Raw genomic sequence first — 25092 nt, 5'->3', positions numbered from 1 at the left:
GTGTTCGCCTACCCGAGATTGTGTGCTGTCAACGTACCGTGCCTGATCGGTCGCAGCCGCTGGGGCTCCCCTTGACAGCGGGCCCGCTATCCGGCGGTGAGCGCCTGGTAGGCGTCGGAATCGAGCAGGCCCTCGACCGCGGCCGGGTCGCTCACCTTGATCTCGACGAGCCAGCCCTCGCCGTAGGGGTCGCTGTTGATCAGCTCCGGCGAGTCGACGACCGCGCCGTTGACCGCCGTGACCTCGCCGTCCACCGGCGCGAACAGCTCCGAGACGCTCTTGGTGGACTCGACCTCGCCCAACGTGTCGCCCGCGCCGAGCTGCCTGCCCACCTCGGGCAGCTCGACGAACACCACGTCGCCGAGCTGGTCCTGCGCGTACTCGGTGATCCCCACCCGGACCGAGTCACCGGAGCGGGTGGCGACCCACTCGTGCTCCTCGGTGTAGCGCAACTCTTCTGGAGCGGACAACGGCTGTCCCCTTTCGTGCCTGGCTCGCGGGTCTGCGCGAATGCTCGCGGGAAGTCTTACATCCCACCGGACCGCTCGGCACCCCGGATGGCCGAGACCGTCTGGATCACGTACAGCGCCCCCGACCACAGGTAGAGCACGCACCCCCAGGCCGTGAACGCGTACGCGATCGGGCGGGCCACCCCGGCCACGGCCGAGCCCCCCTGGGTGAGCAGCAGGAAGGGGAAGGCGTACATCAGCACGAACGTCGCGGCCTTGCCGGCGTAGGTGACCTCCGGTGGCGCGAACCCGTTGCGGCGCAGCAGGAGGATGCACACGCCGACGATCAGCTCGCGCAGCACCAGCGGCGCCACCACCCACCACGGGATGATGCCGCGGACCAGGAACGCCACCAGCGTCGCGGCGATGTAGAGCCGGTCGGCGGCCGGGTCGAGCAGCTGGCCGAGCCTGCTCATCTGGTCGAGCCAGCGGGCGAGCTTGCCGTCGAGCCAGTCGGTGAGCGCGCTGAACACCAGCAGGGCCAGGGCCCAGCCGTCCTCGCGCGGGCCCAGCAGCAGCCACAGGAAGACCGGGACGCCCGCGAGCCGCAGCAGGGACAGGATGTTCGGGACGTTCAGCGCCTGGCGCAGCAGGCCCGGCTGCGACGCGACCGGCGGTGCGGCGCTGTCGGTGGACACTGTCTCCGGGCTGGGCTCGCTCACCCGCTCACCCTAGCCCGGCGCAGGTCAGCGCTAGCTGGCCCGGCGGTAGCTCCAGCCACGCCGGCGCAGGTCCGCACCGGTGAGGGACTGCGGCCGGCCGCGCCGGTCGGTGCCGATCCACCGGCCGGACTCGAGGACGTAGGGACGGCCCTCGCTCCACACGACGGTGCAAGGGGTGGTGGGCGGGGTTGCGTGCTCGGTTTCGGTGCTCATCGCTCTCAGCGCTCGGGGACGGGTCGGGCGGGTGCGCCCGCGGACGGGCACACCTGGAACGTCGCTCGCGGCGGCCGCGGTGTTAACCGCCCACCGCGGATTCACTCGCTCCGGTGGGGAGGACACACGATACGTGACCGTCCACTATGGACCTGCATCGGTCCGGTGGGCGGAACCGCCCGGGGCCGGGTAACCTTCCGCTGCCGAACGTGGAGGGGAGCGGGGATGGGCGCAGTCGCACGCCGCGCGCGCTGGGGCGTCGCGGGCGCGTTCGTCCTGCTGAGCGCCGGGTGCGCGGGCACCGACGATCCCGTCGTGCAGGTCGCCACCCCGCCGGCCCCGCCGCCCGCCACGACCGCGACCTCCCCGCCTGCGACGACCGGCAGCGCCCCTGCCGGCTCCCCGGCACCGACGAGCGCGCCCGCCGAGGGCAGCTGCGGCACGGTGACCGCCGCGAGCGGGCTGACGTTGCAGGTCCTGGAGAGCCCGGGCGTGCCGTGCGCCGACGCGAAGGACCTGGTCAGCCGGTTCCAGGCACAGCTGGCGGGCAGGCAGCCCGCCGGGTCGGGCAAGCCCGCGAGCGCCACCGTGGACGGCTGGCTGTGCGTCTCCGGGCCGCCGTCGTCGCAGGGCGGCACCACCTGCAGCCTCCAGGACAAGACCGTGTTCGCCGGTGTGGCGGCCGAGTGACCCCTCTCCCCGCAAGGAAAAACCGAAGTGTCCCGACAGATTCCGCTTCGCTCGATCGGTCCCGTCGCCGCGTGCGTGCTCACGCTCAGTGCCTGTGGCGGCCAGGGCGTCCCGCCGCCGGCACCCGTGGACGCGGGTCAGGCGCAGGCCGTACTGGCCGACCCGCCGGCCCAGAACATCCAGTGCGGCACGGTTCCCGCGAACGACGGGCAGCAGGCGAAGGTGATCATCCGGCAGGGCGCGGTCGAGTGCGCCGAGGCGGTCACGCTGCTGACCCAGTACTTCGCACGCGTCACTCCCGCGGCGGCCGCGAGCCCGGACGGCGCCGGGCCGGTCGCGCTCGACCCGTGGACCTGCGGCAGCGACCCTGGCTCGGTGCTGACCGCGACCTGCTCCACCGAAGACGGCCGCCAGGTCGGCTCCGAGCCGGCCCGCTGACCCGGCGGTGGGCTCCCGGCGGAGCCCACCGCGGGGCGCTCAGGACTTCAGGCCGGGGAAGTCCTCCTCGCGAAACTCGCCCGCCGGGCGGCCGTCCGCGGCCTGCTCCTTGCCGCGCAGCTCGACGCGGCGGATCTTGCCCGAAATGGTCTTCGGCAGCTCGGTGAACTCCAGCCGCCGGATGCGCTTGTACGGCGCCAGGTGCTCACGGCAGAACGCGAGGATGCTCTCCGCCGTCGCCGCGACCGGCTCGTGCCCGGCGGCGAGCACGACGTAGGCCTTCGGCACCGCCAGGCGGATCGGGTCGGGCGCCGGCACGACCGCCGCCTCGGCGACCGCGTCGTGCTCCAGGAGCACGCTCTCCAGCTCGAAGGGCGAGATCCGGTAGTCCGACGCCTTGAACACGTCGTCGGTGCGCCCGACGTAGGTGATGTAGCCGTCCTCGTCGACCGAGCCGACGTCACCGGTGTGGTAGAAGCCGTTCTCGAACGCCTTCGCCGTGCGCTCGTCGTCGTCGGTGTAGCCGACCATCAGCCCGACCGGCCGGTGGGCGAGGTCCAGGCAGATCTCGCCCTCGCTCGCGCGCTCACCGGTCACCGGGTCGACCAGCGCGACGGTGAACCCGGGCAGCGGTCGGCCCATCGACCCGGACTTGACCGGCTGGCCCGGCGTGTTCGCGATCTGCACGCTGCTCTCGGTCTGCCCGAACCCGTCGCGGATCGTGACACCCCAGGCCTTCGACACCCGCTCGATCACCTCGGGGTTGAGCGGCTCACCCGCGCCGACCACCTTGCGCGGCGGGGTCTTCAGCGCGCTCAGGTCGGCCTGGATCAGCATCCGCCACACCGTCGGCGGCGCGCAGAAGCTCGTGACGCCGCAGCGGTCCATCTGCGACATCAGCGCGACCGCGTCGAACCTGTTGTAGTTGTACAAGAAGACGGTCGCCTCGGCGTTCCACGGCGCGAAGACGTTGCTCCACGCGTGTTTCGCCCAGCCGGGCGAGGAGATGTTGAGGTGCACGTCACCCGGCTCGAGGCCGACCCAGTACATTGTGGACAGATGCCCGACCGGGTAGGAGACCTGCGTGTGCTGCACCAGTTTCGGCTTCGCCGTGGTGCCCGAGGTGAAGTACAGCAGCAGCGGGTCGGTCGCCGCGGTCACGCCGTCGGGCTCGAAGCCCGCGTCCGCGGCGTAGGCGTCGGTGAAGGAAAGCCAGCCCTCGGCCCGCTCCCCCACCGCGATGCGCGTGTAGTCCCCTTCGACGCCCGCGAACTTCGGCACGTCGGCCGAGCGCACCACGACGTGCTTCGCGGCGCCGCGGTCGACGCGGTCGCGCAGGTCCTCGGGCCCCAGCAGCGTCGACGCGGGGATGATCACCGCGCCCAGCTTGATGGCGGCCAGGATCGTCTCCCACAGCTCGACCTGGTTGCCCAGCATGAGGATCAGCCGGTCGCCGCGGCGGACCCCGTGACCCCGCAACCAGTTCGCCACCCGGTCCGAGCGCTCGCTCAGCTCCGGGAACGTCCAGCGGCCCTCCGAGCCGTCCTCCTCGACGATCCACAGTGCGTACCGCTGCGCGTTGGCGGGGTCGCGGGCGATGACGTCGAACCAGTCGAGCGCCCAGTTGAACTCGCCGAGCTCGGGCCAGGTGAAGTCGCGGTACGCGGTGTCGTAGTCCTCGCGATGTGCCAGCAGGTAGTCCCTGGCCTGGCGGAAAGCGTCGCTGCTCACCCTATTCTCCCTTGAACTCCGGCTGCCGCCGCTCGATGAACGCCTGCACCGCCTCGCCGAGGTCCTTGCTCGGCAGGAACGCGGCGTTCCACGTCGAGACGTACCGTAACCCGTCGGCGACCCGCCGCTCGCTGTTGAGTGCCAGGACGTCCTTGACCCCCTGCACGACCAGCGGCGGGTTGGCGGCGATCTCCCCGGCCAGCTCCCGCGCGGCGGCCAGCACCGCGTCCTGGTCGGGGTACACGTCGTTGATCAGGCCGATCTTCTCCGCGCGCGCCGCGTCGATGTCCTTGCCGGTCAGCGCCAGCTCCCGCAGATGCCCCTCGCCGATGACGCCGGCGAGCCGCTGCAGGCTGCCCAGGTCCGCGACGATGGCGACCTTGGCCTCCCGGACGCTGAACTTGGCGTCCGCGCTCGCGAGCCGCACGTCGGCGGCGGCGATGACGTCGACCCCGCCGCCGATGCACCAGCCCGAGACGGCGGCGACCACCGGGGTGCGGCAGTCGGCCACCGCGGTGACGCTGTCCTGCAACTTGCGGACCTCCTTGAGGAACGCCGTGCGCGGGCCGGCCAGCGCGTCCCCGGCGAGCATCGGCGCCCAGCCGCCCATCATCGCCGGCAGGTCGAGCCCGTAGGAGAAGTTCGCCCCGCTGCCGGTCAGCACGATCGCGCGGACCGCCGGGTCGGCGTCGAGGGCGGTGAAGACCAGTGGCAGCTCACGCCAGAAGTCCGGGCCCATGGCGTTACCTTTGGACGGTCCCAGCAACGTCACCTCGGCCACGGGTCCGGACCGGTCGACTTTGAGCGAGACGAGGTCGGCGATGTCAGTCATGACTGCCATCTTGACGCATGGGCATGGTTTCCTGGCTACATGACCCCGCACCTTCTCGAGCTCGCCGGTTCGTTCACCTTCGAGGGGCACCGGCTGGCCTACACCGAGTACGGCGCCGGCGACCAGGTGGTCGTGTTGACGCACGGGATCATGTTCACCCGGCGGATGCACGCCCCGCTGGCCCGGCGGCTGGCCGCCGACGGCTGTCGCGTCGTCACCCTCGACCTGCTCGGGCACGGCGAGTCCGACCGGCCCACCGAGTCGTGGCGGTACTCGATGCCCGCCTTCGGCATGCAGGTCGTGGCGCTGCTGGACCACCTCGACATCGACCGGGCGGTGATCGGCGGCACCTCGCTGGGGGCGAACGTGTCGCTGGAGGTGGCCGTGACCGCGCCCGACCGGATGCGCGGGATGATCGTCGAGATGCCGGTGCTGGACAACGCCATCGTCGCCGGGCTGCTGACGTTCGCGCCGCTGCTGTTCGCCGCGCGGTTCCTGCCCTTCAGCGTTGCCGGGGTGGCGACGGCGGCCAACCTGGTGCCGCACGGGAGCCAGTGGGTAGATGTGATCACCGACACCCTCGAGCAGCGGCCGGCGTCGATGGCCGCGCTGCTGCACGGGGTCCTGTTCGGACGGATCGCGCCGCCGAAGGCCGTGCGCAGGCAGATCGGCGTGCCGACACTGGTGATCGGGCACCAGCGCGACCCGATCCACCCGTTCGGCGACGCGGACACCCTCGCCGCGGACCTGCCGGACGCGGAGTTCGTGCAGGCGCGCAGCCCGGTGGAGCTGCGGCTGGACCCGCAGCGGCTGACCGACGCGATCGCCGACTTCGTGCGGCGCCGCTACGAGGACTGACCGGGCGCGAGCCCCGCGACGGGGCCGATGACCGTCACCGCGGGCGGGCGCACCCCGGCGGCCTTCGCGTCCGCGGCGACGGAGTCCAAAGTGGACCGGGTGATCCGCTGGGCGGGCATGGTGCCGTCCTGCACGATCGCGACGGGAGTGTCGCCGGGACGCCCGGCCGCGAGCAGGGCGGCGGCGAACCGGTCGAGCCGCTCGACGCCCATCATGAGCACGATGGTGCCGCGCAGCCTGCCGAGCGCGTCCCAGTCCACGAGCGAGGTCTCGTGGCCCGGCGGCACGTGCCCGGACACGACGACGACCTCGTGCGCGACGCCGCGGTGGGTGACCGGCACGCCGGCCACGGCGGGGACCGCGAACGCGCTGGTGATGCCGGGCACCACCGTCACGGGCACGCCCGCCTCCGCGCACGCGATCAGCTCTTCGAAGCCGCGGCCGAACAGGTACGGGTCGCCGCCCTTGAGGCGCACCACGAACCTGCCCGCCTTGGCGTGCTCGATCAGGGTGGCGTTGATGAACTCCTGGCTCGCGGCGCGCCCGTAGGGGATCTTCGCCGCGTCGACGATCTCGACGTCGGGGCGCAGCTCGCCGAGCAGCTCCCGCGGGCCGAGCCGGTCGGCCACCACGACGTCGGCGCGGGCCAGCAGGCGGCGGCCCTTGACCGTGATCAGCTCCGGGTCGCCCGGCCCGCCGCCGACCAGCGCCACCCCGGGCAGCTCGCCGATCCCGGCCTTGGCGGCGTCGGGGACGACCCCGGTGTGCAGGGCCTCGACGATGTTGTCGCGCACGGCCGCCGAACGCAGCGGCTCGCCACCGGACAGGACGCCGACGACCAGGCCCTCGTGCCGCCCGGACGCGGCGGTGACCGCGGTGCCCGCCGACCCGGCGTCGGCGCGGACGCAGAACACGCGGCGACGCTCGGCCTCCGCGCAGATCTCGGCGTTGACCTGCGGATCGTCCGTGCAGGCCAGGGCGTACCAGGCGCCATCGAGGTCGCCCCCGGCGTACCGGCGGCGATGCCAGACCAGCTCGCCGGCGTCGGCCATCGCGCTCACGGCGGGCGTCGTGTGCGGCGAGATCAGCTCGACGGCGGCTCCCGCCCCGAGCAGCCGGGGCAGGCGGCGCTGCGCCACGCTGCCCCCGCCGACCAGGACGACACGACGGCCGGTGAGGTCGAGGCCGACGAGGTAGTGGTCTTCGGACATGGCCCCATCATGACGGCTGGGCCCGGTGTTCACCTCGTCAGGGCCGCAGGAGTGTGAGCAACTCCGTATTGCCGAACATCTTCGCCGTGTCCACGGCCGACGGCGTGCCCCCTGCCGGGTCGGCACCACCCGCGACCAGGGCCTTCACCACCTCGGGCTCGTTCTTGAACACCGCGCCGGCCAGCGGGCTCTGGCCGCGGTCGTTGAGCCGGTTCGGGTCGGCCCCGCGCTCGAGCAAGGCGCGGACCGTGGCCGGGTGGCCGTGGTAGGCGGCGAGCATCAGCAAGGTGTCGCCCTTGTCGTTGGTCAGGTCGACCGGGATGCCGGCGTCCACGTACGCGCCCAGCGTCTCGGCCTGCCCCGACCTGGCCATCCCGAACACCCGGGCCCCCAGGTCCAGCATCTCCGGGCTCGGCTCCTCCGCGCTCATGCCCACCACGTTATCGCGTGCGGCCGGGCAGTGGGTCCACGTCCTTCCGGTCCACTTCGGACAGAGCGATCAGCGCTCCTCCCGGAACTCGACGTGCACGCGCGCCATGGGGTCGTACTTGCGCATCACCAGGCGGTCCGGGTCGTTCCGGCGGTTCTTGCGGGTGACGTAGGTGTAGCCGGTGCCCGCGGTCGACCGCAGCTTGACCACCGGACGGACGTCGTTCTTCGCCATTACAGCTGCACTTCCTCGGTCTTCAGCCCCGCGGCGACGGGCCGCGTCCTGGTCGGTATTGGCTTTCGTTTTCGTTCAACGCACAGGACCGTGCGGACCTTCCCGAGAAGTTCCACCACCGTCACGCGAGCTGCTCGGCACTTCCACGTCAGGAGGGCAGGTAGAGCCCGCCGAGGAACTCCAGCAGCAGCCGCTCGCGCAGCGCGGGCGGGGCTTCGGCGAGCAGGGCGTTGATCCCGGCCATCCGGGTGGGCAGCGCCCCGCCACCGGTCAGTCCCGCGGCGGCGAGCAGCCCGGCGAACTGCTCGCCGGTCAGGGTCTGCGGGTCCAGCGCCGCGACGAACGCCGCCACGTTCCCCTCGACGATCACCGGCCCGGCGGCCCGCGCGGCGGCGACGGATGCCGAGAGATCGCCCAGGAACGCGGCCTCGCTCCCCCGGTTCGCCGCCGTGACGGTCAGGTGCAGGTTCACCGGCGAGGACTCGTGTGCGAACTGCGGCTGCACGTACCAGCCGCGTTCGCGCATCTCGTCGGCGACGGTGAACAGGTCGAACTCGCCGGTGGTGGCGGTGAGCGCGATCAGCGTCGAGTCCGGTTCGCCGAGCACCCGCACCCCGTCGATCGCCTCGACGCCTTCGCGGATCTCCGTGACGGCGGCGAGGGTGCGCTCGGCGAGCCCCAGGTAGCCCTCGTCACCGATGGTCCGCAGCACCGCCCAGGCCGCGGCGAGCGGGCCGCCGGAGCGGGTGGACTGGATCGTGGTGTTGAGCATCGTGTAGCCGGGCCAGCGGGCGCTCGCGAAGTAGTGCCCGCGCCGCAGCTCCGCGTCCCGGTGCAGGAGCACGGACACGCCCTTGGGACAGTAGGCGTACTTGTGCAGGTCGACCGAGATGCTCGTGACGCCTTCGACGTCGAACCCGAACGCGGGCACGTCGCGGCCGAGGCGCCGGAAGTAGGGCAGCACCCAGCCGCCGATGCAGGCGTCGACGTGCATCCGCACCCCGTGCGCGGCGGCCGCGGCGGCGATGGGCTCGACCGGGTCGAGCACGCCGTGCCCGTAGGACGGGGCGCTCGCGACGACCAGCACGGTCTCCTCGTCGATCGCGGCGGCCATCGCGCCCGGGTCCGCGCGGAAGGTCTCCGGGTCCACCGGCACGGAGACGGCGCGCACCCGGAACAGGTGCGCGGCCTTGTGGAACGCCGCGTGCGCCGTGGAGGGCAGCACGATGTTCGGCTGCGCGATGTCCGGCCGCCCCTCCCGCGCGGCGAGCACCGCGAGCAGGCAGGACTCGGTGCCACCGGAGGTGACCGAGCCGACTCCGCCGCCGAGGAGCCGGCCGGCGGCCGCGACCAGGTCGTTCTCCATGCGCAGCAGGCTGGGGAAGGCCGTGGGGTCGAGGCCGTTCGCCGAGGAGGCCAGCGCGTGCGCCGCGGCGGCGAGCTCGTCGATGCCCTCGAGCCCGCTGTCATAGACGTAGGCGAGCGTGCGGCCGCCGTGGGTGGGCAGGTCGTCTGCGCGCAGCGCCCGCAGCTGCGCAAGGACGTCGCTCACGACACGCCCTCCAGCACCGAGCGGCGCAGCAGCGGGATGCCCAGCGCCACCAGCACTCCTGGCAGGAGCGAGAAGCCGAGCAGGATCGCGGTCACCGCGCTGGACGGCTGCGCGGCCGAGGAGTCCACAGTGGACACATAGCCGCCGAGGGACAGCAGGAGCCCGAACAGGCCCGGCCCCAGCGCGAGACCGAGCGTCTCCGAGGCCGTCCACACCCCGGCGGCGACGCCGGCGCGGGTGGCGCCGGTGCGCTCCTCCTCCATGCTGATCAGGTCGGGCAGGATCGCCAGCGGGAACACCTGGATGCCCGCGTAGCCGACGCCCGCGAGCGCCACGAACACGAACGACACGTCCAGCGGCAGCACGAGCGCGGCACACAGCCCGAGCGTGCCGACGCCGAACGCGATGCAGGCGAACCGGAAGCCCCAGAGCTTCCCCCAGCGGGTGCCGATCCGCGGCCACACCGGCATCATCAGCAGCGCCGGGCCGACGAAGCCGACGAACAGCAGCGTCTGCAGGCCCGCGTCGCCGAACACCTGCCGGGCGGCGTAGTTCACGCCGGCGAGCAGGGTGCCCAGGCCCAGCGACTGGACGAAGTAGACGCCCAGCAACCACCGGAAGGAACGCCATTCGCGCATCGTGGCCAGCAGGTCGCGCCAGCCCGCCGTGGTGGGCCGCCGCGAGCCGACGGGCGCGCCCCGGGTGCCGAGGAACACGCCGATCGTGCCGACGAGGATGACCAGCCCGATCACCACGCCCATCACCCGGTAGCCGGCGACGCCGCCGATGCCGTCGGTGATCGCGGGCGCGCCGCCGCCGGAGATGAGGATCGCGACCGCGAGGATGCCGATGCGCCAGCTGGTGAGCTTCGTGCGCTCGTGGTAGTTGTCGGTGATCTCGGCCGGCAGCGCGTTGTAGGGCACCTGGAAGATGCCGAACGCGGTGGCACACAACAGGAACGCGACGACGACGTAAGTCGCGTCGGCCGCGGTGGCGCCGAACCCGGGATGGGCGAAGATCGCCGCGAACAGGATGGCGACCCCGATGCCGCCGAACAGCAGGAAGCGGCGCCTGCTGCCGTGTGCGGCGAGGCTCGCGTCGGACAGCCGCCCGGCGAAGGGGTTGAACACGACGTCCCACGCCTTGGGCACCAGCACGATCACCCCGGCCACCGCGCCGGGCACCGCCATCGTGTCGGTCAGGTAGGGCAGCAGGAGCAGCCCGGGCACCGTGCCGAACGCGCCCGTGGTGAAGGACCCGAGGGAGTAACCGAACCTCGTCGAAGCCGGAAGCGCGGCCATGACCCTCCTTCGCCCGCGATCATCTGGGCGAATGTTGTCATCGCGGCCCGGCCGCGCCGTGACCGGGGCCACCTTCGCGGCGCACGTCAGGACAGGATCGGCGCGACGGCCCGCAAGGTCGCGGCGTCACCGCGGAGCAGCAGGCTCGTGACGACGGTGTCCTCCCACTTCGCCAGCTCCTCCCGGATCTTCGCGGGTGGCCCGATCAGCGCGGTGTCCTCGACGAGCGCGGTCGGGACCGCCGCCGCCGCCTCCTCCTTGCGGCCCGCGAGGTAGAGCTCCTGCACCTTGTCCGCGACGTCCTCGTAGCCCATCCGCGCGAACACGTCGTGGTGGAAGTTCACCTCCTTGGCGCCCATCCCGCCGATGTAGAGCGCCAGCGACGGCTTCATGAAGCCGGCCGCCGTCTCGACGTCGTCGTGCACGATCACCGGGACCGACGCCGCGACCTCGAAGTCCGCCATGGTGCGCCGGGCGCCGGGCCGGGCGAAGCCCTCCTCCAGCGCGGCGCGGTAGAACGCGTCGCTCTTGGGCGAGAAGAACAACGGCAGCCAGCCGTCGCAGATCTCGGCGGCCAGCGAGACGTTCTTCGGCCCCTCCGCGGCCAGGTAGATCGGGATCTCCGCGCGCAGCGGGTGCACCGTGGACTTCAGCGGCTTGCCCAGCCCGGTCCCGCCGTCGAGCGGCAGCGGGTAGAACGGACCGCCCGAGGTGACGGGCTTCTCGCGCGCGATCACCTGCCGCACGATGTCGACGTACTCCCGGGTGCGCGCCAGCGGCTTCGGGTACGGCTGCCCGTACCAGCCCTCGACCACCTGCGGGCCCGACACTCCCAGCCCCAGCACGAACCGCCCGCCGGAGAGGTGGTCCAGCGTCAGCGCGCTCATCCCGACGGCTGCGGGCGTGCGGGCGGACATCTGCACGATGTTGGTTCCGAGCCTGATCCGGCTCGTCGAGGCGCCCCACCAGGCCAGCGGGGTGAGCGCGTCGGAGCCGTAGGCCTCGGCGGTCCACACCGAGTCGAAGCCCAGCTCCTCGGCGGTGGTGATCGCCTCGAGCGCGCCCGCCGGCGGACCGGACTGCCAGTATCCGATGTGGTAGCCCAGCTTCACGTCGCCTCCCGGGGTGAGTAGTGCATCGGATTGTCCCGCTCGTGCCGCGGCGGGAGGTTGCGGGCCGGGGTCTCCACCGGCGGAACGTGCTCGCCGCGGGCGCGGCGCCAGCCGGCCCTGGCCCGCGGGTGGTAGCGGCGGTCGTGCGGCAGGAACCGGAAGGCGAGGCCGAGCGCCCGTCCCACCAGCCGGTGCAGCCGCTCGTTGCCGGGCGACCAGCGGTAGCCGAGGCGCTCGCGGACCACCGCCGGGTACAACCCGACGGTCCACCAGACGAAGCTCCGCGCGACGACGAACCGCAACGGCGGCCATAGGAGCTCCGGCAACCACCCGAGGCTCGGCGGCTTCGCGAGCGCACGCAGGTCCAGCACGTCGCGCGTGGCCTTGTTGTCCTCCAGGACCTCGGCGCACATGTGGTCCCAGTACTCCTGGAACGCCTCCCAGGACGCGGGCACCGGGCGGGTGCTCACGCCGTAGAGCCGGTACCACTGCACGTGCTCGTCGAACAACTGCCGCCGCTGCGCCGCCGAGAGCCCGCCGCACATCCGCTCCGCGGTGATCAGGGTGAGCATGAAGAACGTCGAGTGCGCCCAGTAGAACGTGTCCGGGTCGAGCGCGTGGTAGCGCCTGCCGCGCGCGTCGACGCCCTTGATCAGGTCGTGGTAGCCGCGCACCTCGCGCGCGGTCCGCTCGGCGCGCGGCCCGTCGTAGACCACGCCGCCGATCGGGTACAGCGAGCGGAACAGCCGCTGCCACCGCTCCTCGAAGAACCGCGAATGCTGCTCGACGCCCGCGCCGAGCGCCGGGTGCATGTTCTGCATCGACCCGGCCCACAGGGCCATCAGCAGAGTGCGCCAGTCGCCGAAGTACTTCCAGGTGAGCGAACAGGGTCCGAGCGGCTGCGGTGCCATGCCGAGCACGCTACGATTGACAACACCCGTAGTCAATTGAGGGGACGCGATGACCCGCACCTGGGCCGGCACCACGCTCGACGACCGCAAGGCCGCCCGGCGTGCGCAGCTGCTCGCCGCCGGGCTCGGCCTACTGGGCACCGGGGGCAGCTCCGCGGTCAGCGTCCGGGCGGTGTGCCGGCACGCGAAGCTCACCGAACGGTACTTCTACGAGAACTTCGCCGACCGCGAGCAGCTTGTCGTCGCGGTGTACGAGGACGTCGCCGAGCAGCTGCGCCGGGCGCTGATCGCCGCGGTGCCCGACACGCGCGCGCAGCCCGCGGCCCGCGCCGAAGCCGCGGTGACGGCGTTCGTCGAGCTGATGGTCGACGACCCGCGCAAGGGCCGGGTGCTGCTGCTGGCCCCGGTGACCGACCCGGCGCTGTCCGCGCGTGGCGTGGCACTGCTGCCCGCCTTCGCCGCCCTCGTGCGCGAACAGCTGCCGGAGCGGATGGCGGCCGACGAGCGCGAGATGACCGCGCTCGGCCTCGTCGGCGCGCTGGCGAACCTGTTCACCGGCTACCTCGGCGGCACCCTGCGGGTCACCCGCGACCGCCTGATCGCCCACTGCGTGCACCTGCTCGCCCACGCCGCTTCCTAGCGGGCGTCCCGCTCGGCCACCAGCTGCAGGGCGATGTCGATGATCATGTCCTCCTGGCCGCCGACGTAGCGGTTCGCCCCGACCCGGTACAGGATTTCGTGCGCCGGCACGCCGTAGCGCTCCGCGGCGCGCTCGGCGTGCAGCAGGAAGCTCGAGTACACCCCGGCGAAGCCCTGCACGATCGACGAGCGGTCCATCACCGGCAGCCGGGTGATGTAGGGCTTCACCACGTTCTCGGCGGCGTCCATCAGCAAGTCCTTGTCGACCCCGGTCCGCACGCCGAGCCGCTCGAACACCGCCGCCAGCACCTCGGTCGGCGAGTTCCCCGCGCCCGCACCGAGCGCGACCAGCGAACCGTCGATCTGCCGCGCGCCGGCCCGGTAGGCGAGCACCGAGTTGGCGACGCCGAAGCTGAGGTTCTGGTGCCCGTGGTAGCCGACCTGGGCCTCGCCGCCGAACTCGGCGGCCAGCGCCTCGACCCGCTCGGCGGCGTCCTCGAGGATCAGCGCGCCCGCGGAGTCCACAATGTACACGCACTGGCAGCCGGCGTCGACCATGATCCGGCCCTGCTTCGCCAGCGCGTCCGGAGTGGACATGTGCGAGAGCATCAGGAACCCGACGGTCTCCAGCCCCAGTTCGCGCGCCTCGGTGAAGTGCTGGACCGACACGTCGGCCTCTGTGCAGTGCGTCGCGATGCGGACCGCCCCCGCGCCCAGCCCGGCCGCCGCCTTGAGGTCGGTGACCGTGCCGAGGCCGGGCAGCAGCAGCACGGCGATCTTCGCGCGCTTCGCCTCGTCGACCGCCGCCGCGATCAGCTTGCGCTCGTCCACCAGCGAGAACCCGTAGTTGAACGTCGACCCGCCGAGGCCGTCGCCGTGCGTGACCTCGATCAGCGACACCCCGGCCGTGTCCAGCGCCCGCACCGTGTCGCGCACGTTCTCCTCGGTGAACTGGTGGGCCATCGCATGGCTGCCGTCGCGCAGGCTCGTGTCGACGATCCGGACCTCGCGCGTCACGTCGTCCCAGCTCATGCCGCCACCACCTTCCGCTGTGCCAGCAGCTCGCCGACGCGGGCCGCGGCGGCGGTCATGATGTCGAGGTTCCCGGCGTAGGCGGGCAGGTAGTCGCCGTTGCCGGCGACCTCGAGGAACACCGCGACGCGCGCCTGCCCGTTCCAGCCGGGGCGCGGCTCGTCGTACTGCGGCGGCGCTTTGAGCGTGTAGCCGGGCACGTACTCCTGCACCGTCGCGACCATCCGCTCGATGGACGCGGTGATCGCGTCCCGGTCGGCGCCGGGGTCGATCGCGCAGAACACGGTGTCCCGCATGATCATCGGCGGCTCGACCGGGTTGATGATGATGATCGCCTTGCCCCGGGCGGCACCGCCGACCACCTCGATCGCGTGCGCGGTGGTCTCGGTGAACTCGTCGATGTTCGCCCTGGTGCCCGGCCCGGCGGAGCGGGAGGACACCGACGCGACGATCTCGGCGTAGGGCACCGGCGTCACCCGCGAGACGGCATGCACGATCGGGATGGTCGCCTGGCCGCCGCAGGTGATCATGTTCAGGTTCGCGGCGTCGAGCTGCTCAGGCAGGGTGACCGCGGGGCAGGTGAGCGGGCCGATCGCGGCCGGTGTCAGGTCGATCGCCTGGATGCCGGCCTCGGCGTAGCGCGGTGCGTTCGCCAGGTGTGCCTTCGCCGAGGTCGCCTCGAAGACCAGCTCGGGCGGCTCCGCCCTGGCCAGCAGCCAGTCCACCCCCTCGGCGGAGGTCTCCAGGCCCAGCTGCGCCGCGCGCGCCAGCCCGTCGGAGGCCGGGTCGACCCCGACCATGTAGCGCACGTCCACGAACTGGCTGCGGCGCAGTTTGGCGAGCAGGTCGGTGCCGATGTTGCCCGGCCCGACGATCGCCGCGATGGCTTTCCTCATGCCCCTTACCGTCCGCCGCCGGATGGGGCACACTCAACCTATGTGTGCCGCTGAGCGGGACGCCGCGGGGATGACGGCCGCGCGGGTGGCCGCGCTGCTGGGCGCCTTCGGCCCCGGCGAAGAGTTCCTCGGTGTGTCGGAGCTGGCCCGGCGCACCGGCATGCCCAAGTCCTCCGCGCACCGGTTGACCGGCCACCTGGTGCACGAGGGCCTGCTGGAGCGCGACCGCACCGGAGTGCGGCTCGGCATCCGGCTGTTCGAGATCGGGCAGCTCGCCGCCGCGCGCCGCGGCCTCGTCGACGCCGCCCGCCCCTACCTCGCCGACCTGCGGGAAGCCACGCGCAACACCGTGCACCTGGCCGTTCTGGAGGGCACCGAGGTGGTCTACCTCGACATCGTGCGCGGGCCCGACGCGCCGGCACTGCCCTCGCGGATCGGTGGGAGATTCCCCGCCCACGCCACGGCGGTCGGAAAAGCGATACTCGCGCACTCTCCCGGTCCGGTGCTGGAGACGGTAATCTCGGCGGGCCTGCCGCGGGTCGGGCCGCGGACACTCACCGCGCCGGGCCTGCTGCGCAGGCAGCTGACCAAGGTGTGTGAGGAGGGCATGGCGTACGAGCGAGAGGAGTCGGGTGCCGGCGTCATCTGCGTCGCCAGCCCGGTGCTCGACGGGTCGGGACGCGCGCGAGCAGCGGTTTCGATCTCCGGCTGGAGCAACCGGGTGCGTGCGGAGCGGGTGGCTCCCGCGGTTCGGACCACTGCCCTTACGCTGTCCCGCACACTCCCTTAACAGCCAGTGCACGCGTGGTACGCCACCATCGCGCGATACGGACACTGACCAGGCTCGCGCCAGGCGAAACGGAGGAGACCCGTGATCGGCCAGACCACCCAGGTCGACGACCTGCGGCTCGTGGCGCTGCCCAGTGCCGTCAACTGCGCCGAGATGTTCGTGCGCTTCGCGCTGGCCGAGTGGTCCCTGCGCGAGCTGGTCGGCGAGGCCACCCGGATCACCCGTCACCTGGTGTCGTCCTCGGTCGAGGGCTCGAAGACCGGCGCGCCGCGGTTCCTGACCGTGCGCCTGCGAGTGCACGGCGACGCGCTGGTGATCGAGCTGGACGACGACCTGACCGGCGAGCCGCCGGAGCTGCCCGGCGCGCAGATCAACGCGGTCACCCTGCCCGGCGCGCGGCGCAACGTGTGGTCGGAACTGCCGCTGCCGACCGGCATGTCCGCGGCCGCGGTGCCGCTGCCGCAGCGCTCCCGCAACCGCACGCCGCCTGTCGAGCACACCTCCGAGCAGCCCCGGGTGGACGCGGACTCCCAGATCCTGCAGCGCGTCCTCTACGGACTCAACCGCGGCAACGGCGGCGGCTGACCCGTCCCGCCAGGACGGTCAGGCGAGCCCGCGGACCGCGCGGGCCGGTGGCCGGTCGCCGTCGATGGCGGCCACCATCTCCAGCACCCGCCGCGTCTGGCGCACCTCGTGCGCCCGGAAGACCTGCGCCCCGTCGCGGGCAGCCAGCGCCGTGGCGGCGAGCGTGCCGTCCAGCCGCTCCTCCAGCGGCACGCCGAGCGCCTCCCCGACGAAGTCCTTGTTGGACAGTGCCATCAGCACCGGCCAGCCGGTGGCGGCCAGCGTGCCCGCGTGCCGCAGCAGGGCCAGGCTGTGCCAGGTGTTCTTGCCGAAGTCGTGCGTCGGGTCGATGAGCACACCGGCCCGCGGCACCCCGAGCGCGACCACCTCCTCCGCCCGGCGGGTCGTCTCCTCGACGACATCGGGCACGAGGTCCTCGTAGCGCACGCGGAACGGGCGGGTGCGCGGCACCGCTCCCCCGGTGTGGGAACAGACGTAGCCGGCACCGAACTCCGCGGCGACCTCGGCGAGCTTCGGGTCGGCGCCCGCCCAGGTGTCGTTGAGCAGGTCCGCGCCGGCCTCGCAGGCCAGCCGGCCGACCTCGTGCCGCCAGGTGTCCACGCTGATCACCAGATCCGGGTGGCGGCGCCGGATCTCGGCCACGAACGGCACCACGCGGCGGATCTCCTCGTCCGCGTCCACGTCGGTGCCGGGGCCGGCCTTCACCCCGCCCACGTCGACGATGTCGGCGCCCTCGGCGACGACGCGGTCCACGGTCGCCAGGGCCTTGTCGTCTTCGAAGGACGCCCCCCGGTCGTAGAAGGAGTCGGGGGTGCGGTTGACGATCGCCATCACGAGCGCGCGGTCGCGGACCAGGGGTCGGCCGCGGAATTCGAGTCGGACCAAAGGCACGGTTCCATCATGCCTGCCCGCCCACGGCGCGAGAACGGCCGTTATAGCCTAAGTTTCTCGTGAAGAGACCCGAAGGGGGGAGCGCGTGTGATGGCCACTCGTCACGGTCACCCCGGACCAGCCGAAACCGACAGCAGGGAGCGCTTTCTCGAGGCCGCCCTGACCGTCCTCGTCGAGCAGGGCGTCGCCGGGCTCACCGTGCGCGGGCTCGCGGGTGCCGCCGGCAGTTCGACCATCGGGATCTACACGCGCTTCGGTGGCCGGGCGGGCGTGCTGGACGCCCTGTACGAGCGCACGTTCGAGCTGCTGCGCCACGAACTGACGCAGCTCCCCCCGATCTCCGGCGACCCGTTGCCCGACGTGCTCGCGTTCGCCCGCGCGTACCGCGAGTTCGCGCTGGAGAGCCCGGCTCGCTACGCGTTCATGTTCGAACGCGCGGTACCCGGCTACGACCCCGATCCGGACCTGCGGATGCTCGCCCAGCGCAACACCTATGACCTGCTCGTGGAGCGGGTGCGGGCGGCGGTGCGGGTCCCGGAGGACGCCGACGGCGCGGGGTACATCGTGTGGACCGCGATGCACGGGCTGGTGAGCCTGGAGCTGACGCACCGCGCGCGGACGCCGCCGCCGGACTGGTTCCTCAAGCCGGGCAACGACTCCTACGCGGAGATCTTCCACGAGGGCATCACGACGATCCTGGCGGGCCTGAGGGCCTACACCCCTCGCCGCGACGCCCTCTTCGGCCGCTGACTCCCCATCGGCTGCGGTCCTTAGCCGCATGAGCGGCGTCGGCCGACCAGATCCAGTCAACCCCCGCACCACGCAAAGCGGCCCCCGGCTCCCATCGGAGCCAGGGGCCGCTTCGTCAGCTGCCTAGGGCTGCTCACGCACCGCCGGAGAGCTTCTCCCGCAGCGCGGCGAGCTGCTCGTCGGACGCGAGGGTGCCACCGCTGGACTTCGGACCGCTGTCCGAGGCCGTGGAGCTGTAGCTCTGCTCGCCACCCTCGACGACACCGGTCGCGGCGTCCGCCGCGGCGGCGGCGTCGGCCTCGGCGGCCTTCGCGACCTGACGCATGTGAGCCTCGTAGCGGGTCTGCGCCTCGGCGTACTGGCGCTCCCACTCCTCACGCTGCTTCTCGAAGCCTTCCTGCCACTCCTGGGTGTCAGGGTCGAAGCCCTCGGGGTAGATGTAGTTGCCCTGCTCGTCGTACTCGGCAGCCATGCCGTACTGGGTCGGGTCGAACTCGGTGTCGGGCGTGACACCCTCGTTCGCCTGCTTCAGCGACAGCGAGATGCGGCGCCGCTCAAGGTCGATGTCGATGACCTTGACCATGACCTCGCCGCCGACCTGGACGACCTGCTCCGGGATCTCCACGTGGCGCTCGGCCAGCTCGGAGATGTGCACCAGGCCCTCGATGCCCTCCTCGACGCGGACGAACGCGCCGAACGGGACGAGCTTGGTGACCTTGCCCGGCACGATCTGGCCGATGGCGTGGGTGCGGGCGAACTGGCGCCACGGGTCTTCCTGGGTCGCCTTCAGCGACAGGGACACGCGCTCGCGGTCCATGTCCACGTCGAGCACCTCGACGGTGACCTCCTGGCCGACCTCGACGACCTCCGACGGGTGGTCGATGTGCTTCCAGGACAGCTCCGAGACGTGCACCAGGCCGTCGACGCCGCCGAGGTCCACGAACGCACCGAAGTTGACGATCGAGGAGACGACACCCTTGCGGACCTGGCCCTTGGCGAGCGCGTTGAGGAACTCGCTGCGCACCTCGGACTGGGTCTGCTCCAGGTAGGCCCGCCGCGACAGGACCACGTTGTTGCGGTTCTTGTCCAGCTCGATGATCTTCGCCTCGAGCTCGCGGCCGACGTAGGGCTGCAGGTCGCGCACCCGGCGCATCTCGACCAGCGACGCGGGCAGGAAGCCGCGCAGGCCGATGTCGAGGATCAGGCCGCCCTTGACGACCTCGATGACGGTGCCCTTGACAGGCTCGTCCTTCTCCTTGAGCTCCTCGATCGTGCCCCAGGCGCGCTCGTACTGGGCGCGCTTCTTGGACAGGATCAGCCGGCCCTCCTTGTCCTCCTTCTGGAGGACAAGGGCCTCGACCTCGTCACCGACGCTGACGACCTCGCCGGGATCGACATCGTGTTTGATCGACAGCTCGCGCGAGGGGATGACGCCCTCGGTCTTGTACCCGATGTCGAGCAGCACCTCGTCACGATCGACCTTGACGATGGTGCCTTCAACGATGTCGCCGTCGTTGAAGTACTTGATCGTCTTGTCGATCGCCGCGAGGAAGTCTTCCTCCGACCCGATGTCATTGATCGCGACCTGCTGGGCCTGCGGCTCGGTCGTCGGGACGGTGGTGGTGTCGGTGGTCATTAGGTGGGTTGCTCCGGTAACGGCTTGGGAATAGTGGGTGTGCAGTTTGCTGGCGCGGCGAGCGAGACGGCGGCAGACTGCAGAGCAAACGTCCATGCGAACGGCCGCGAGCATCACCGCCGAGGTGTGCGCGACCCGGACCCCGGCTCGAGCTGTGCCGGGAGGAAGGTAGCGCGAACCCACTGCGCTGGAGATAGCCTACGCGGCCGGGAGTGTGCGACACAAACAGGGTCACCTCTGCCGGACGTGGCCCGGCCTGGGCGAGAATGCGCTCGTGACTCCGCAGGACAGGCATGACTCGGCCGAGCACCGGCTGGGCACCGTCGGCATCGCCCACCGGCCCGTGGGACGGCGGGAGGCCACGGCGGCCAATCTGGCCTGGTGGGACGCCGATGCCGACGACTACCAGGCCACCCACGGCGAGTTCCTCGGGGACGCCGACTTCGTCTGGTGTCCCGAAGGTGTGCGCGAGGCCGACGCCGCCCTGCTGGGCGACGTGCGAGGAAAGCGCGTCGTAGAGATCGGCTGCGGTCAGGCCGCGTGCGCGCGCTGGCTCGCCGAGGCGGGCGCGCACCCGGTGGCCCTGGACCTGTCCGGTGGAATGCTTCGTCATGCAAAAGAGGCCAACATCAGGACCGGGATCGATATTCCCCTGCTCCAGGCGAGCGCCGAGGAGCTGCCGCTGGCGACGGCCGGCATGGACCTGGCGTGCTCGGCCTTCGGTGCGCTGCCGTTCGTCGCCTCCCCGGAGACGGTGTTCGGCGAACTGCACCGGGTGCTGCGGCCGGGCGGGCGCTGGGTGTTCGCGGTGACCCATCCGATGCGCTGGGTCTTTCCCGACGACCCGGGGCCCAACGGGCTGACCGCGACCCAGCCGTACTTCGACCGCACGCCCTACGTCGAGGTCGACGCCGAGGGCCGCGCCACCTACGTCGAGTACCACCGGACGCTGGGCGATTGGGTGCGGGCGCTGACCGCGGGCGGTTTCGTGCTCGAGGACCTCGTCGAGCCGGAGTGGCCCGCCGGGCACACCCGGTGCTGGGGCCAGTGGAGCCCCTTGCGCGGCAAGCTCTTCCCCGGCACCGCGATCTTCGTGACGCGCCGGGCGCCGCGGTGATCGGCGAGCGCCTGCTCGCGGCGCAGCGCGCTCGCTTCACCGCCGCCGACCCTGTCGTGCCCGTGCCGCCGGGGACGCCGGACGGCGAGCTGCTGACCGCCGCGACCGCGTCCGGCGAGCGGGTCGCCGGCGTCCTGCAGACCCGGACCTACGCACCCGGCACGCTCGACCTGCTGTGGTCGGCACAGCGGGTCTGGCAGCTCTTCCCGTACCCCGGCGAGAGCGGCACCGAGGGCATGGACGCGCTGCTGCGCGCGTGGCGGCACCGGATGGACGCCGAGTCCCCCGGACCGGACTCCGCGTGCACGGTGACCTGGCCGAGCCGCGACGCGCCGGCGATCCGGGCGTTCCTGCAGCACGGGATGGTGCCGATCTCCGTGCTCGCGATCCGCACCGGCCCGCCGCCGGCGCAGCCGCCGCCCGGCGACGTCACGGTGCGCCTCGCCCGCCCCGAGGACTTCGAGGAGGTGCGGGCGCTGACGAAGGAGACCTTCGACTACACGGAGCTGGTCACCTCGCGCGGGCGGCCGGAAGCCGTGGAGCTGATGACCCCGCAGCTGCGGCGCAACCTCGCCGCCGGGGCGCCGGTCTGGCTCGCCGAGACCGGGGGTGTCGCGACCGCGATCGCGGACTGCGGCTGGATCGAGTCCGCGCCCGGCACGTGGGCGGCGGAGCTGCTGCCGCCGGGGCGGTGGGGCTACGTGAACAACGTCGCGACCACGCCCGGCGCGCGCGGGAACGGGATCGGCCAGGCGCTGATGGCGGCCGTGCACCGCGACTTCGCCGGCCACCGGGCCACCGGCAGCTACCTCTACTACAACCCGACCAACCCGTTGTCCTCGGTGTTCTGGCCCCGACAGGGCTACCGTCCACTGTGGACGTTCTGGGAGGTCCAGCCCGCGTCGGCGTTGCGCTGACCACAATCCGGCCGCCCGAGGTTGCGGGCCGCTTCCGCACGTCGTAGTTTTTGCACTGACCAGTCAGTTCAAAAAGGAGACCTCGTGCGGGTGAGCGCTGACCGCGTGACCGTCGCCGGGCCGCACGGCGCGGTGCTGGCACCGACCTCGCTGACCGTCGAGGACGGCGAACTCGCGCTCGTGCACGGGGAACCGGGGCCCGGCGTCACCGCCTTCGGGCTGACCCTCACCGGGCGGATGAAACCCAGCACCGGGGTGGTGACGGTCGACGGCGCGGCCGACGAGGCGAAGCTGCGCGGCCGCACCGCGGTCGTGGACGCGCCCGGGGTCAGCGAGCCCGAGGGCGCGCTGCCCGTGCGCGTCGTGGTCGGCGAGGAGCTAGCCCTGGGCGGGCATCCCGCGGGCAAGCAGGACGTCGCCGCCTGGCTCGCCGGGCACGACGCGGCCGGGCTGGCGAACGTGCGGTTCGAAAACCTCGAACCCGCCGTGCGGACCCGCCTGCTCACCGAGCTGGCCGCGCACCGCAAGGGCGTCCGGATGCTCGTGCTCGACACCCCGGACCGGCACACCAGCGACGTGGCGGGCTGGTCCGCGCTCGCCCGCGAGCACGCCGCGCGCGGGCTGGCGGTCGTCGTGCTGACCGCCACCACTCCCCTGGCGTCCCTGCCCGGCGCCCCGGCCCGGCTCGGAGAGCCCTCGTGACCAGCTTCCGGATCGCCCTCAACGAGCTGCGCCGGCTCACCGCGGGCACGCTGCCCAAGCTCGCGATGGCCGCGCTCGTCCTGGTGCCCCTGCTGTACGCGTCGTTCTACCTCTACGCCAACTACGACCCCTACGGCAGGCTGAGCAAGCTGCCCGCCGCCATCGTCAACGAGGACGCGGGCACACAGGAGCGCGACGTCGGCCGCGAGGTGACCGGCGACGTGGTCGGCTCGGGCACCTTCGGCTGGCACGAGGTCTCGGCGGCCGAAGCCCAGCAGGGCGTACGCGAGGACAAGTACTCCTTCGCCATCACGATCCCGAAGGACTTCTCGGCCGCGCTGCTCTCCAGCGGGAACTTCACCCCGCAGCAGGCGACGATCCGGCTCACCACCAACGACGCCGACAACTACCTGTCGCACACCATCGCCAACCAGGTCGCCGAGCAGATCCGCAGCACCATCGCGGAGAAAGTCGGCGCGGAGGCCGCGAACCGGTTCCTCATCGGGTTCTCCACCATCTACGGCAAGACGCAGGAGGCCGCCGACGGCGCCACCCAGCTGGCCGACGGCGCCGGGCGCCTGCTCGGCGGGCAGCAGCAGCTCGCCGACGGTGCGTCCCAGCTGACCACCGGCAGCACCCAGCTGTCGGCCGGGCTGGACACACTCCGGAGCAGTACCGCGGCCCTGCCCGGCCAGACCCGGCAGCTGGCCGACGGCGCCGCGCAGGTGTCGTCGGGCAACGCGCAGGTCGCCGCCGCCGGGGCGCTGCTCGCGAGCGGTTCGGCGGACCTGCGCAGCAACCTGGACTCCGTCGACGGCCAGGTGGCGCAGCGGCTGCGCGCGACCGGCCTGCCGGAGGCGCAGGTCCAGCAGGTCCTCACGGTGCTGCGGGACCTGCGCGCCCCCGTCGACCAGGCGAACACGAAGATCCAGACCGCGTCCTCGCAGCTCGATCAGCTCGCGGACGGCTCGCGCCGGGTCGCGGCCGGTGCGGCCGCGCTCGCGGCGTCGGCCCCGCAGCTCACCGGCGGCATCTCCCAGGCCGCGGACGGCGCCAGCGCGCTTTCGACAGGCGCGGCGAAGCTGAACGACGGCGAGAACACCGCGCTCGAGGGCACCCGACAGCTCTCCACCGCCGTCGGCCAGTTGCGGGACGGGCTCAACGAGGGCCTGAAACAGATCCCGAACCCGGACGACCCGACCCGCACGGCGACCGCGGACACGATCGCCGACCCGGTGACGGTCGACTCGGCGGGGGTCGCGAACGCGGGCACCTACGGCGCCGGGCTCGCCCCGTTCTTCGTCTCGCTGGCCACCTGGATCGGTGCGTTCGTGCTGTTCCTGCTGCTGCGCCCGCTCTCGGCCCGCGCGCTCGCGGCCGGGGTGTCGCCGCTGCGGGTGGCGGTCGGCGGCTGGCTCGCCTCGGCGGTGCTGGGCGTCGCGCAGGTGCTCGTGCTGTTCGGCGCGGTGACCTGGCTGGTCGGCATCCACGTCGCGCATCCGCTCGGCGCGATCGGGTTCGCCATCCTGGCGTCGCTGACGTTCACCGCGATCGTGCACGCGCTGAACGCGATGTTCGGCGCGGTCGGCAAGTTCCTCGGGCTGGTGCTGCTGGTGCTCCAGCTGGTCAGCGCGGGCGGCACGTTCCCGTGGCAGACCCTGCCGGACGCGCTGTACCCGCTGCACCTGGTGCTGCCGATGGGCTACGTCGTCGACGGGCTGCGGCACCTGCTCTACACCGGAGCGTCGCTGCAGAGCCTGCTCGACATCGGCGTGCTCTGCGGGTGGCTGGCCGCCGCGATCGCCGTGTCCGTGCTCGCCGCGCGCAGGCAACGCGTGTGGACGGTGTCGAAGCTGCGCCCGGAGCTGAGCCTGTGACCGCCAGGGCCGACCGCACGAAACAGCGCTTGTTCGAGGCGACGCTGAAGCTGGCAGGCAGCCACGGGCTGGTCGGGCTCACGGTCGACGACATCGCCGCCGAGGCCGGGGTCGCCAAGGGCACGGTGTACTACAACTTCGGCAGCAAGGACGGGCTGATCGACGCCCTGCTGCGCTACGGGGTGGGTCAGCTCGCCGGGCGGCTGCGGGCGCGTACCGGCGGGCCCGACCCGGTGGACGGGCTGGAGTCCCTGGTGGACGAGGCACTCGCGTTCATCGCGGAGTACCGGGGCTTCTCCCAGATCCTGGTGAGCGAGATGTGGCGGACCCCCGGCCAGTGGCACGAGACGCTGACGCTGATGCGCGAGGAGGTCGTGTCCATCGTGAAGGACCAGCTGCAGCGGGTCGCCGACGCGGGCAGGCTGCCCGAGGACGTGCAGATTTCGACCGCCGCCGCGGGCCTGTTCGGCACGATGCTGGTGGTCGCGCTGGACTGGCAGGTGTTCCAGCCGCAGCGCACCCGCGCGGAGGTGCGGGACGCGGTGCTGCTGTTGCTGCGCGGGTTCGCCCGCTGAG

At 72.3% G+C, this 25092-nt stretch carries 28 protein-coding genes; 12 read left to right on the top strand and 16 right to left on the bottom strand.

The window, feature by feature from the left end; genetic code table 11:
• Positions 1 to 86: 86 nt before the first annotated feature.
• From gcvH to LWP59_RS14905, 3 genes are read right to left on the bottom strand one after another with little or no spacing between them, the layout of a single operon-like run.
• Entirely contained in the window at positions 87 to 470 is a 384-nt protein-coding gene (gene gcvH, locus LWP59_RS14915; protein ID WP_144645940.1) for a glycine cleavage system protein GcvH, read from the bottom strand.
• 56 nt (positions 471 to 526) lie between these two features.
• Positions 527 to 1147, bottom strand: coding sequence for a CDP-alcohol phosphatidyltransferase family protein (locus LWP59_RS14910; protein ID WP_144645960.1), 621 nt, complete (start codon positions 1145 to 1147; stop codon positions 527 to 529).
• Between the two features lie 54 nt (positions 1148 to 1201).
• Positions 1202 to 1384, bottom strand: coding sequence for a hypothetical protein (locus tag LWP59_RS14905; RefSeq protein WP_144645938.1), 183 nt, complete (start codon positions 1382 to 1384; stop codon positions 1202 to 1204).
• Positions 1385 to 1609: 225 nt separating this feature from the next.
• On the opposite strand from LWP59_RS14905, the gene LWP59_RS14900 reads away from it, so the two are divergent.
• Complete coding sequence (locus LWP59_RS14900) at positions 1610 to 2074, top strand: hypothetical protein (RefSeq protein WP_229857424.1); 465 nt, start codon at positions 1610 to 1612, stop codon at positions 2072 to 2074.
• A 27-nt stretch (positions 2075 to 2101) separates the two neighbouring features.
• Positions 2102 to 2512 (top strand): hypothetical protein, encoded by a 411-nt coding sequence (locus LWP59_RS14895; protein ID WP_144634571.1) that lies wholly within the window; start codon positions 2102 to 2104, stop codon positions 2510 to 2512.
• A 39-nt stretch (positions 2513 to 2551) separates the two neighbouring features.
• On the opposite strand, the gene LWP59_RS14890 is transcribed toward LWP59_RS14895, so the two are convergent.
• A complete protein-coding gene (locus tag LWP59_RS14890) occupies positions 2552 to 4243 on the bottom strand; it encodes an AMP-binding protein (protein ID WP_144634568.1) in 1692 nt (563 codons plus the stop codon).
• A 1-nt stretch (position 4244) separates the two neighbouring features.
• On the bottom strand, positions 4245 to 5084 hold the full coding sequence (locus LWP59_RS14885; RefSeq protein ID WP_373299422.1) for a crotonase/enoyl-CoA hydratase family protein: 840 nt from the start codon (positions 5082 to 5084) through the stop codon (positions 4245 to 4247).
• Between the two features lie 30 nt (positions 5085 to 5114).
• Here LWP59_RS14885 and LWP59_RS14880 point away from each other — a divergent pair, with 30 nt between their 5' ends.
• The gene (locus tag LWP59_RS14880; RefSeq protein ID WP_144634562.1) at positions 5115 to 5933 is read left to right on the top strand and encodes an alpha/beta fold hydrolase; all 819 of its coding nucleotides are present in this window, start codon (positions 5115 to 5117) and stop codon (positions 5931 to 5933) included.
• Here the strand turns inward: LWP59_RS14880 and cobA are convergent.
• From cobA to LWP59_RS14845, 7 genes are all read right to left on the bottom strand, one after another.
• On the bottom strand, positions 5921 to 7144 hold the full coding sequence (gene cobA / locus LWP59_RS14875) for a uroporphyrinogen-III C-methyltransferase (protein WP_144634559.1): 1224 nt from the start codon (positions 7142 to 7144) through the stop codon (positions 5921 to 5923). The genes LWP59_RS14880 and cobA overlap by 13 nt on opposite strands.
• 37 nt (positions 7145 to 7181) lie before the next feature.
• Positions 7182 to 7574 (bottom strand): ankyrin repeat domain-containing protein, encoded by a 393-nt coding sequence (locus LWP59_RS14870; RefSeq protein ID WP_144634556.1) that lies wholly within the window; start codon positions 7572 to 7574, stop codon positions 7182 to 7184.
• A gap of 69 nt (positions 7575 to 7643) precedes the next feature.
• Complete coding sequence (rpmG, locus tag LWP59_RS14865; protein WP_144634553.1) at positions 7644 to 7808, bottom strand: 50S ribosomal protein L33; 165 nt, start codon at positions 7806 to 7808, stop codon at positions 7644 to 7646.
• Between the two features lie 148 nt (positions 7809 to 7956).
• On the bottom strand, positions 7957 to 9360 hold the full coding sequence (locus LWP59_RS14860; RefSeq protein ID WP_144634550.1) for a pyridoxal phosphate-dependent decarboxylase family protein: 1404 nt from the start codon (positions 9358 to 9360) through the stop codon (positions 7957 to 7959).
• Positions 9357 to 10661 carry an MFS transporter gene (locus tag LWP59_RS14855; RefSeq protein ID WP_144634547.1) on the bottom strand — a complete coding sequence of 435 codons (1305 nt, stop codon included), beginning with the start codon at positions 10659 to 10661 and terminating at the stop codon, positions 9357 to 9359. Before LWP59_RS14855 ends, LWP59_RS14860 begins: the two co-directional genes overlap by 4 nt.
• A gap of 86 nt (positions 10662 to 10747) precedes the next feature.
• The gene (locus LWP59_RS14850) at positions 10748 to 11773 is read right to left on the bottom strand and encodes an LLM class F420-dependent oxidoreductase (RefSeq protein ID WP_144634544.1); all 1026 of its coding nucleotides are present in this window, start codon (positions 11771 to 11773) and stop codon (positions 10748 to 10750) included.
• Entirely contained in the window at positions 11770 to 12684 is a 915-nt protein-coding gene (locus tag LWP59_RS14845) for an oxygenase MpaB family protein (RefSeq protein WP_144634541.1), read from the bottom strand. The genes LWP59_RS14850 and LWP59_RS14845 overlap by 4 nt, the downstream gene beginning before the upstream one ends.
• Positions 12685 to 12733: 49 nt before the next feature.
• Here LWP59_RS14845 and LWP59_RS14840 point away from each other — a divergent pair, with 49 nt between their 5' ends.
• Positions 12734 to 13324, top strand: coding sequence for a TetR/AcrR family transcriptional regulator (locus LWP59_RS14840; protein ID WP_144634539.1), 591 nt, complete (start codon positions 12734 to 12736; stop codon positions 13322 to 13324).
• On the opposite strand, the gene dmpG is transcribed toward LWP59_RS14840, so the two are convergent.
• Both dmpG and LWP59_RS14830 read right to left on the bottom strand, forming a co-directional pair.
• A complete protein-coding gene (dmpG, locus tag LWP59_RS14835) occupies positions 13321 to 14355 on the bottom strand; it encodes a 4-hydroxy-2-oxovalerate aldolase (protein ID WP_144634536.1) in 1035 nt (344 codons plus the stop codon). The genes LWP59_RS14840 and dmpG overlap by 4 nt on opposite strands.
• Complete coding sequence (locus tag LWP59_RS14830; protein WP_144634533.1) at positions 14352 to 15251, bottom strand: acetaldehyde dehydrogenase (acetylating); 900 nt, start codon at positions 15249 to 15251, stop codon at positions 14352 to 14354. The genes dmpG and LWP59_RS14830 overlap by 4 nt, the downstream gene beginning before the upstream one ends.
• A 40-nt stretch (positions 15252 to 15291) precedes the next feature.
• Between LWP59_RS14830 and LWP59_RS14825 the strand changes: the two genes are divergently transcribed.
• Positions 15292 to 16041 (top strand): IclR family transcriptional regulator, encoded by a 750-nt coding sequence (locus LWP59_RS14825; protein ID WP_229857422.1) that lies wholly within the window; start codon positions 15292 to 15294, stop codon positions 16039 to 16041.
• Positions 16042 to 16122: 81 nt separating this feature from the next.
• Positions 16123 to 16626, top strand: a complete 504-nt coding sequence (locus LWP59_RS14820) for a hypothetical protein (protein ID WP_144634530.1) — start codon at positions 16123 to 16125, stop codon at positions 16624 to 16626.
• Positions 16627 to 16644: 18 nt separating this feature from the next.
• Here LWP59_RS14820 and folP read toward each other — a convergent pair whose 3' ends face one another.
• Positions 16645 to 17511, bottom strand: a complete 867-nt coding sequence (gene folP, locus LWP59_RS14815) for a dihydropteroate synthase (RefSeq protein ID WP_144634637.1) — start codon at positions 17509 to 17511, stop codon at positions 16645 to 16647.
• A 96-nt stretch (positions 17512 to 17607) separates the two neighbouring features.
• On the opposite strand from folP, the gene LWP59_RS14810 reads away from it, so the two are divergent.
• Positions 17608 to 18267 (top strand): TetR/AcrR family transcriptional regulator, encoded by a 660-nt coding sequence (locus tag LWP59_RS14810; RefSeq protein WP_144634527.1) that lies wholly within the window; start codon positions 17608 to 17610, stop codon positions 18265 to 18267.
• A 133-nt stretch (positions 18268 to 18400) separates the two neighbouring features.
• Here LWP59_RS14810 and rpsA read toward each other — a convergent pair whose 3' ends face one another.
• On the bottom strand, positions 18401 to 19903 hold the full coding sequence (gene rpsA / locus LWP59_RS14805; protein ID WP_144634524.1) for a 30S ribosomal protein S1: 1503 nt from the start codon (positions 19901 to 19903) through the stop codon (positions 18401 to 18403).
• A gap of 274 nt (positions 19904 to 20177) precedes the next feature.
• Between rpsA and LWP59_RS14800 the strand changes: the two genes are divergently transcribed.
• The 5 genes from LWP59_RS14800 (at position 20178) to LWP59_RS14780 (ending at position 25091) form a co-directional block, all read left to right on the top strand.
• Entirely contained in the window at positions 20178 to 21020 is an 843-nt protein-coding gene (locus tag LWP59_RS14800; RefSeq protein WP_144634521.1) for a class I SAM-dependent methyltransferase, read from the top strand.
• On the top strand, positions 21017 to 21937 hold the full coding sequence (locus LWP59_RS14795; protein WP_144634518.1) for a GNAT family N-acetyltransferase: 921 nt from the start codon (positions 21017 to 21019) through the stop codon (positions 21935 to 21937). The genes LWP59_RS14800 and LWP59_RS14795 overlap by 4 nt, the downstream gene beginning before the upstream one ends.
• 84 nt (positions 21938 to 22021) lie before the next feature.
• Positions 22022 to 22639 (top strand): ABC transporter ATP-binding protein, encoded by a 618-nt coding sequence (locus tag LWP59_RS14790; protein ID WP_144634515.1) that lies wholly within the window; start codon positions 22022 to 22024, stop codon positions 22637 to 22639.
• A complete protein-coding gene (locus LWP59_RS14785; protein ID WP_144634512.1) occupies positions 22636 to 24516 on the top strand; it encodes a YhgE/Pip domain-containing protein in 1881 nt (626 codons plus the stop codon). The genes LWP59_RS14790 and LWP59_RS14785 overlap by 4 nt, the downstream gene beginning before the upstream one ends.
• Positions 24513 to 25091, top strand: a complete 579-nt coding sequence (locus tag LWP59_RS14780) for a TetR/AcrR family transcriptional regulator (RefSeq protein WP_144634509.1) — start codon at positions 24513 to 24515, stop codon at positions 25089 to 25091. Before LWP59_RS14785 ends, LWP59_RS14780 begins: the two co-directional genes overlap by 4 nt.
• Position 25092: the final 1 nt, after the last annotated feature.

Origin of the sequence: Amycolatopsis acidiphila (genome assembly GCF_021391495.1) — a bacterium.
GTDB lineage: Bacteria > Actinomycetota > Actinomycetes > Mycobacteriales > Pseudonocardiaceae > Amycolatopsis_E > Amycolatopsis_E acidiphila.
This window is presented reverse-complemented; position numbering and strand designations above follow the sequence as displayed.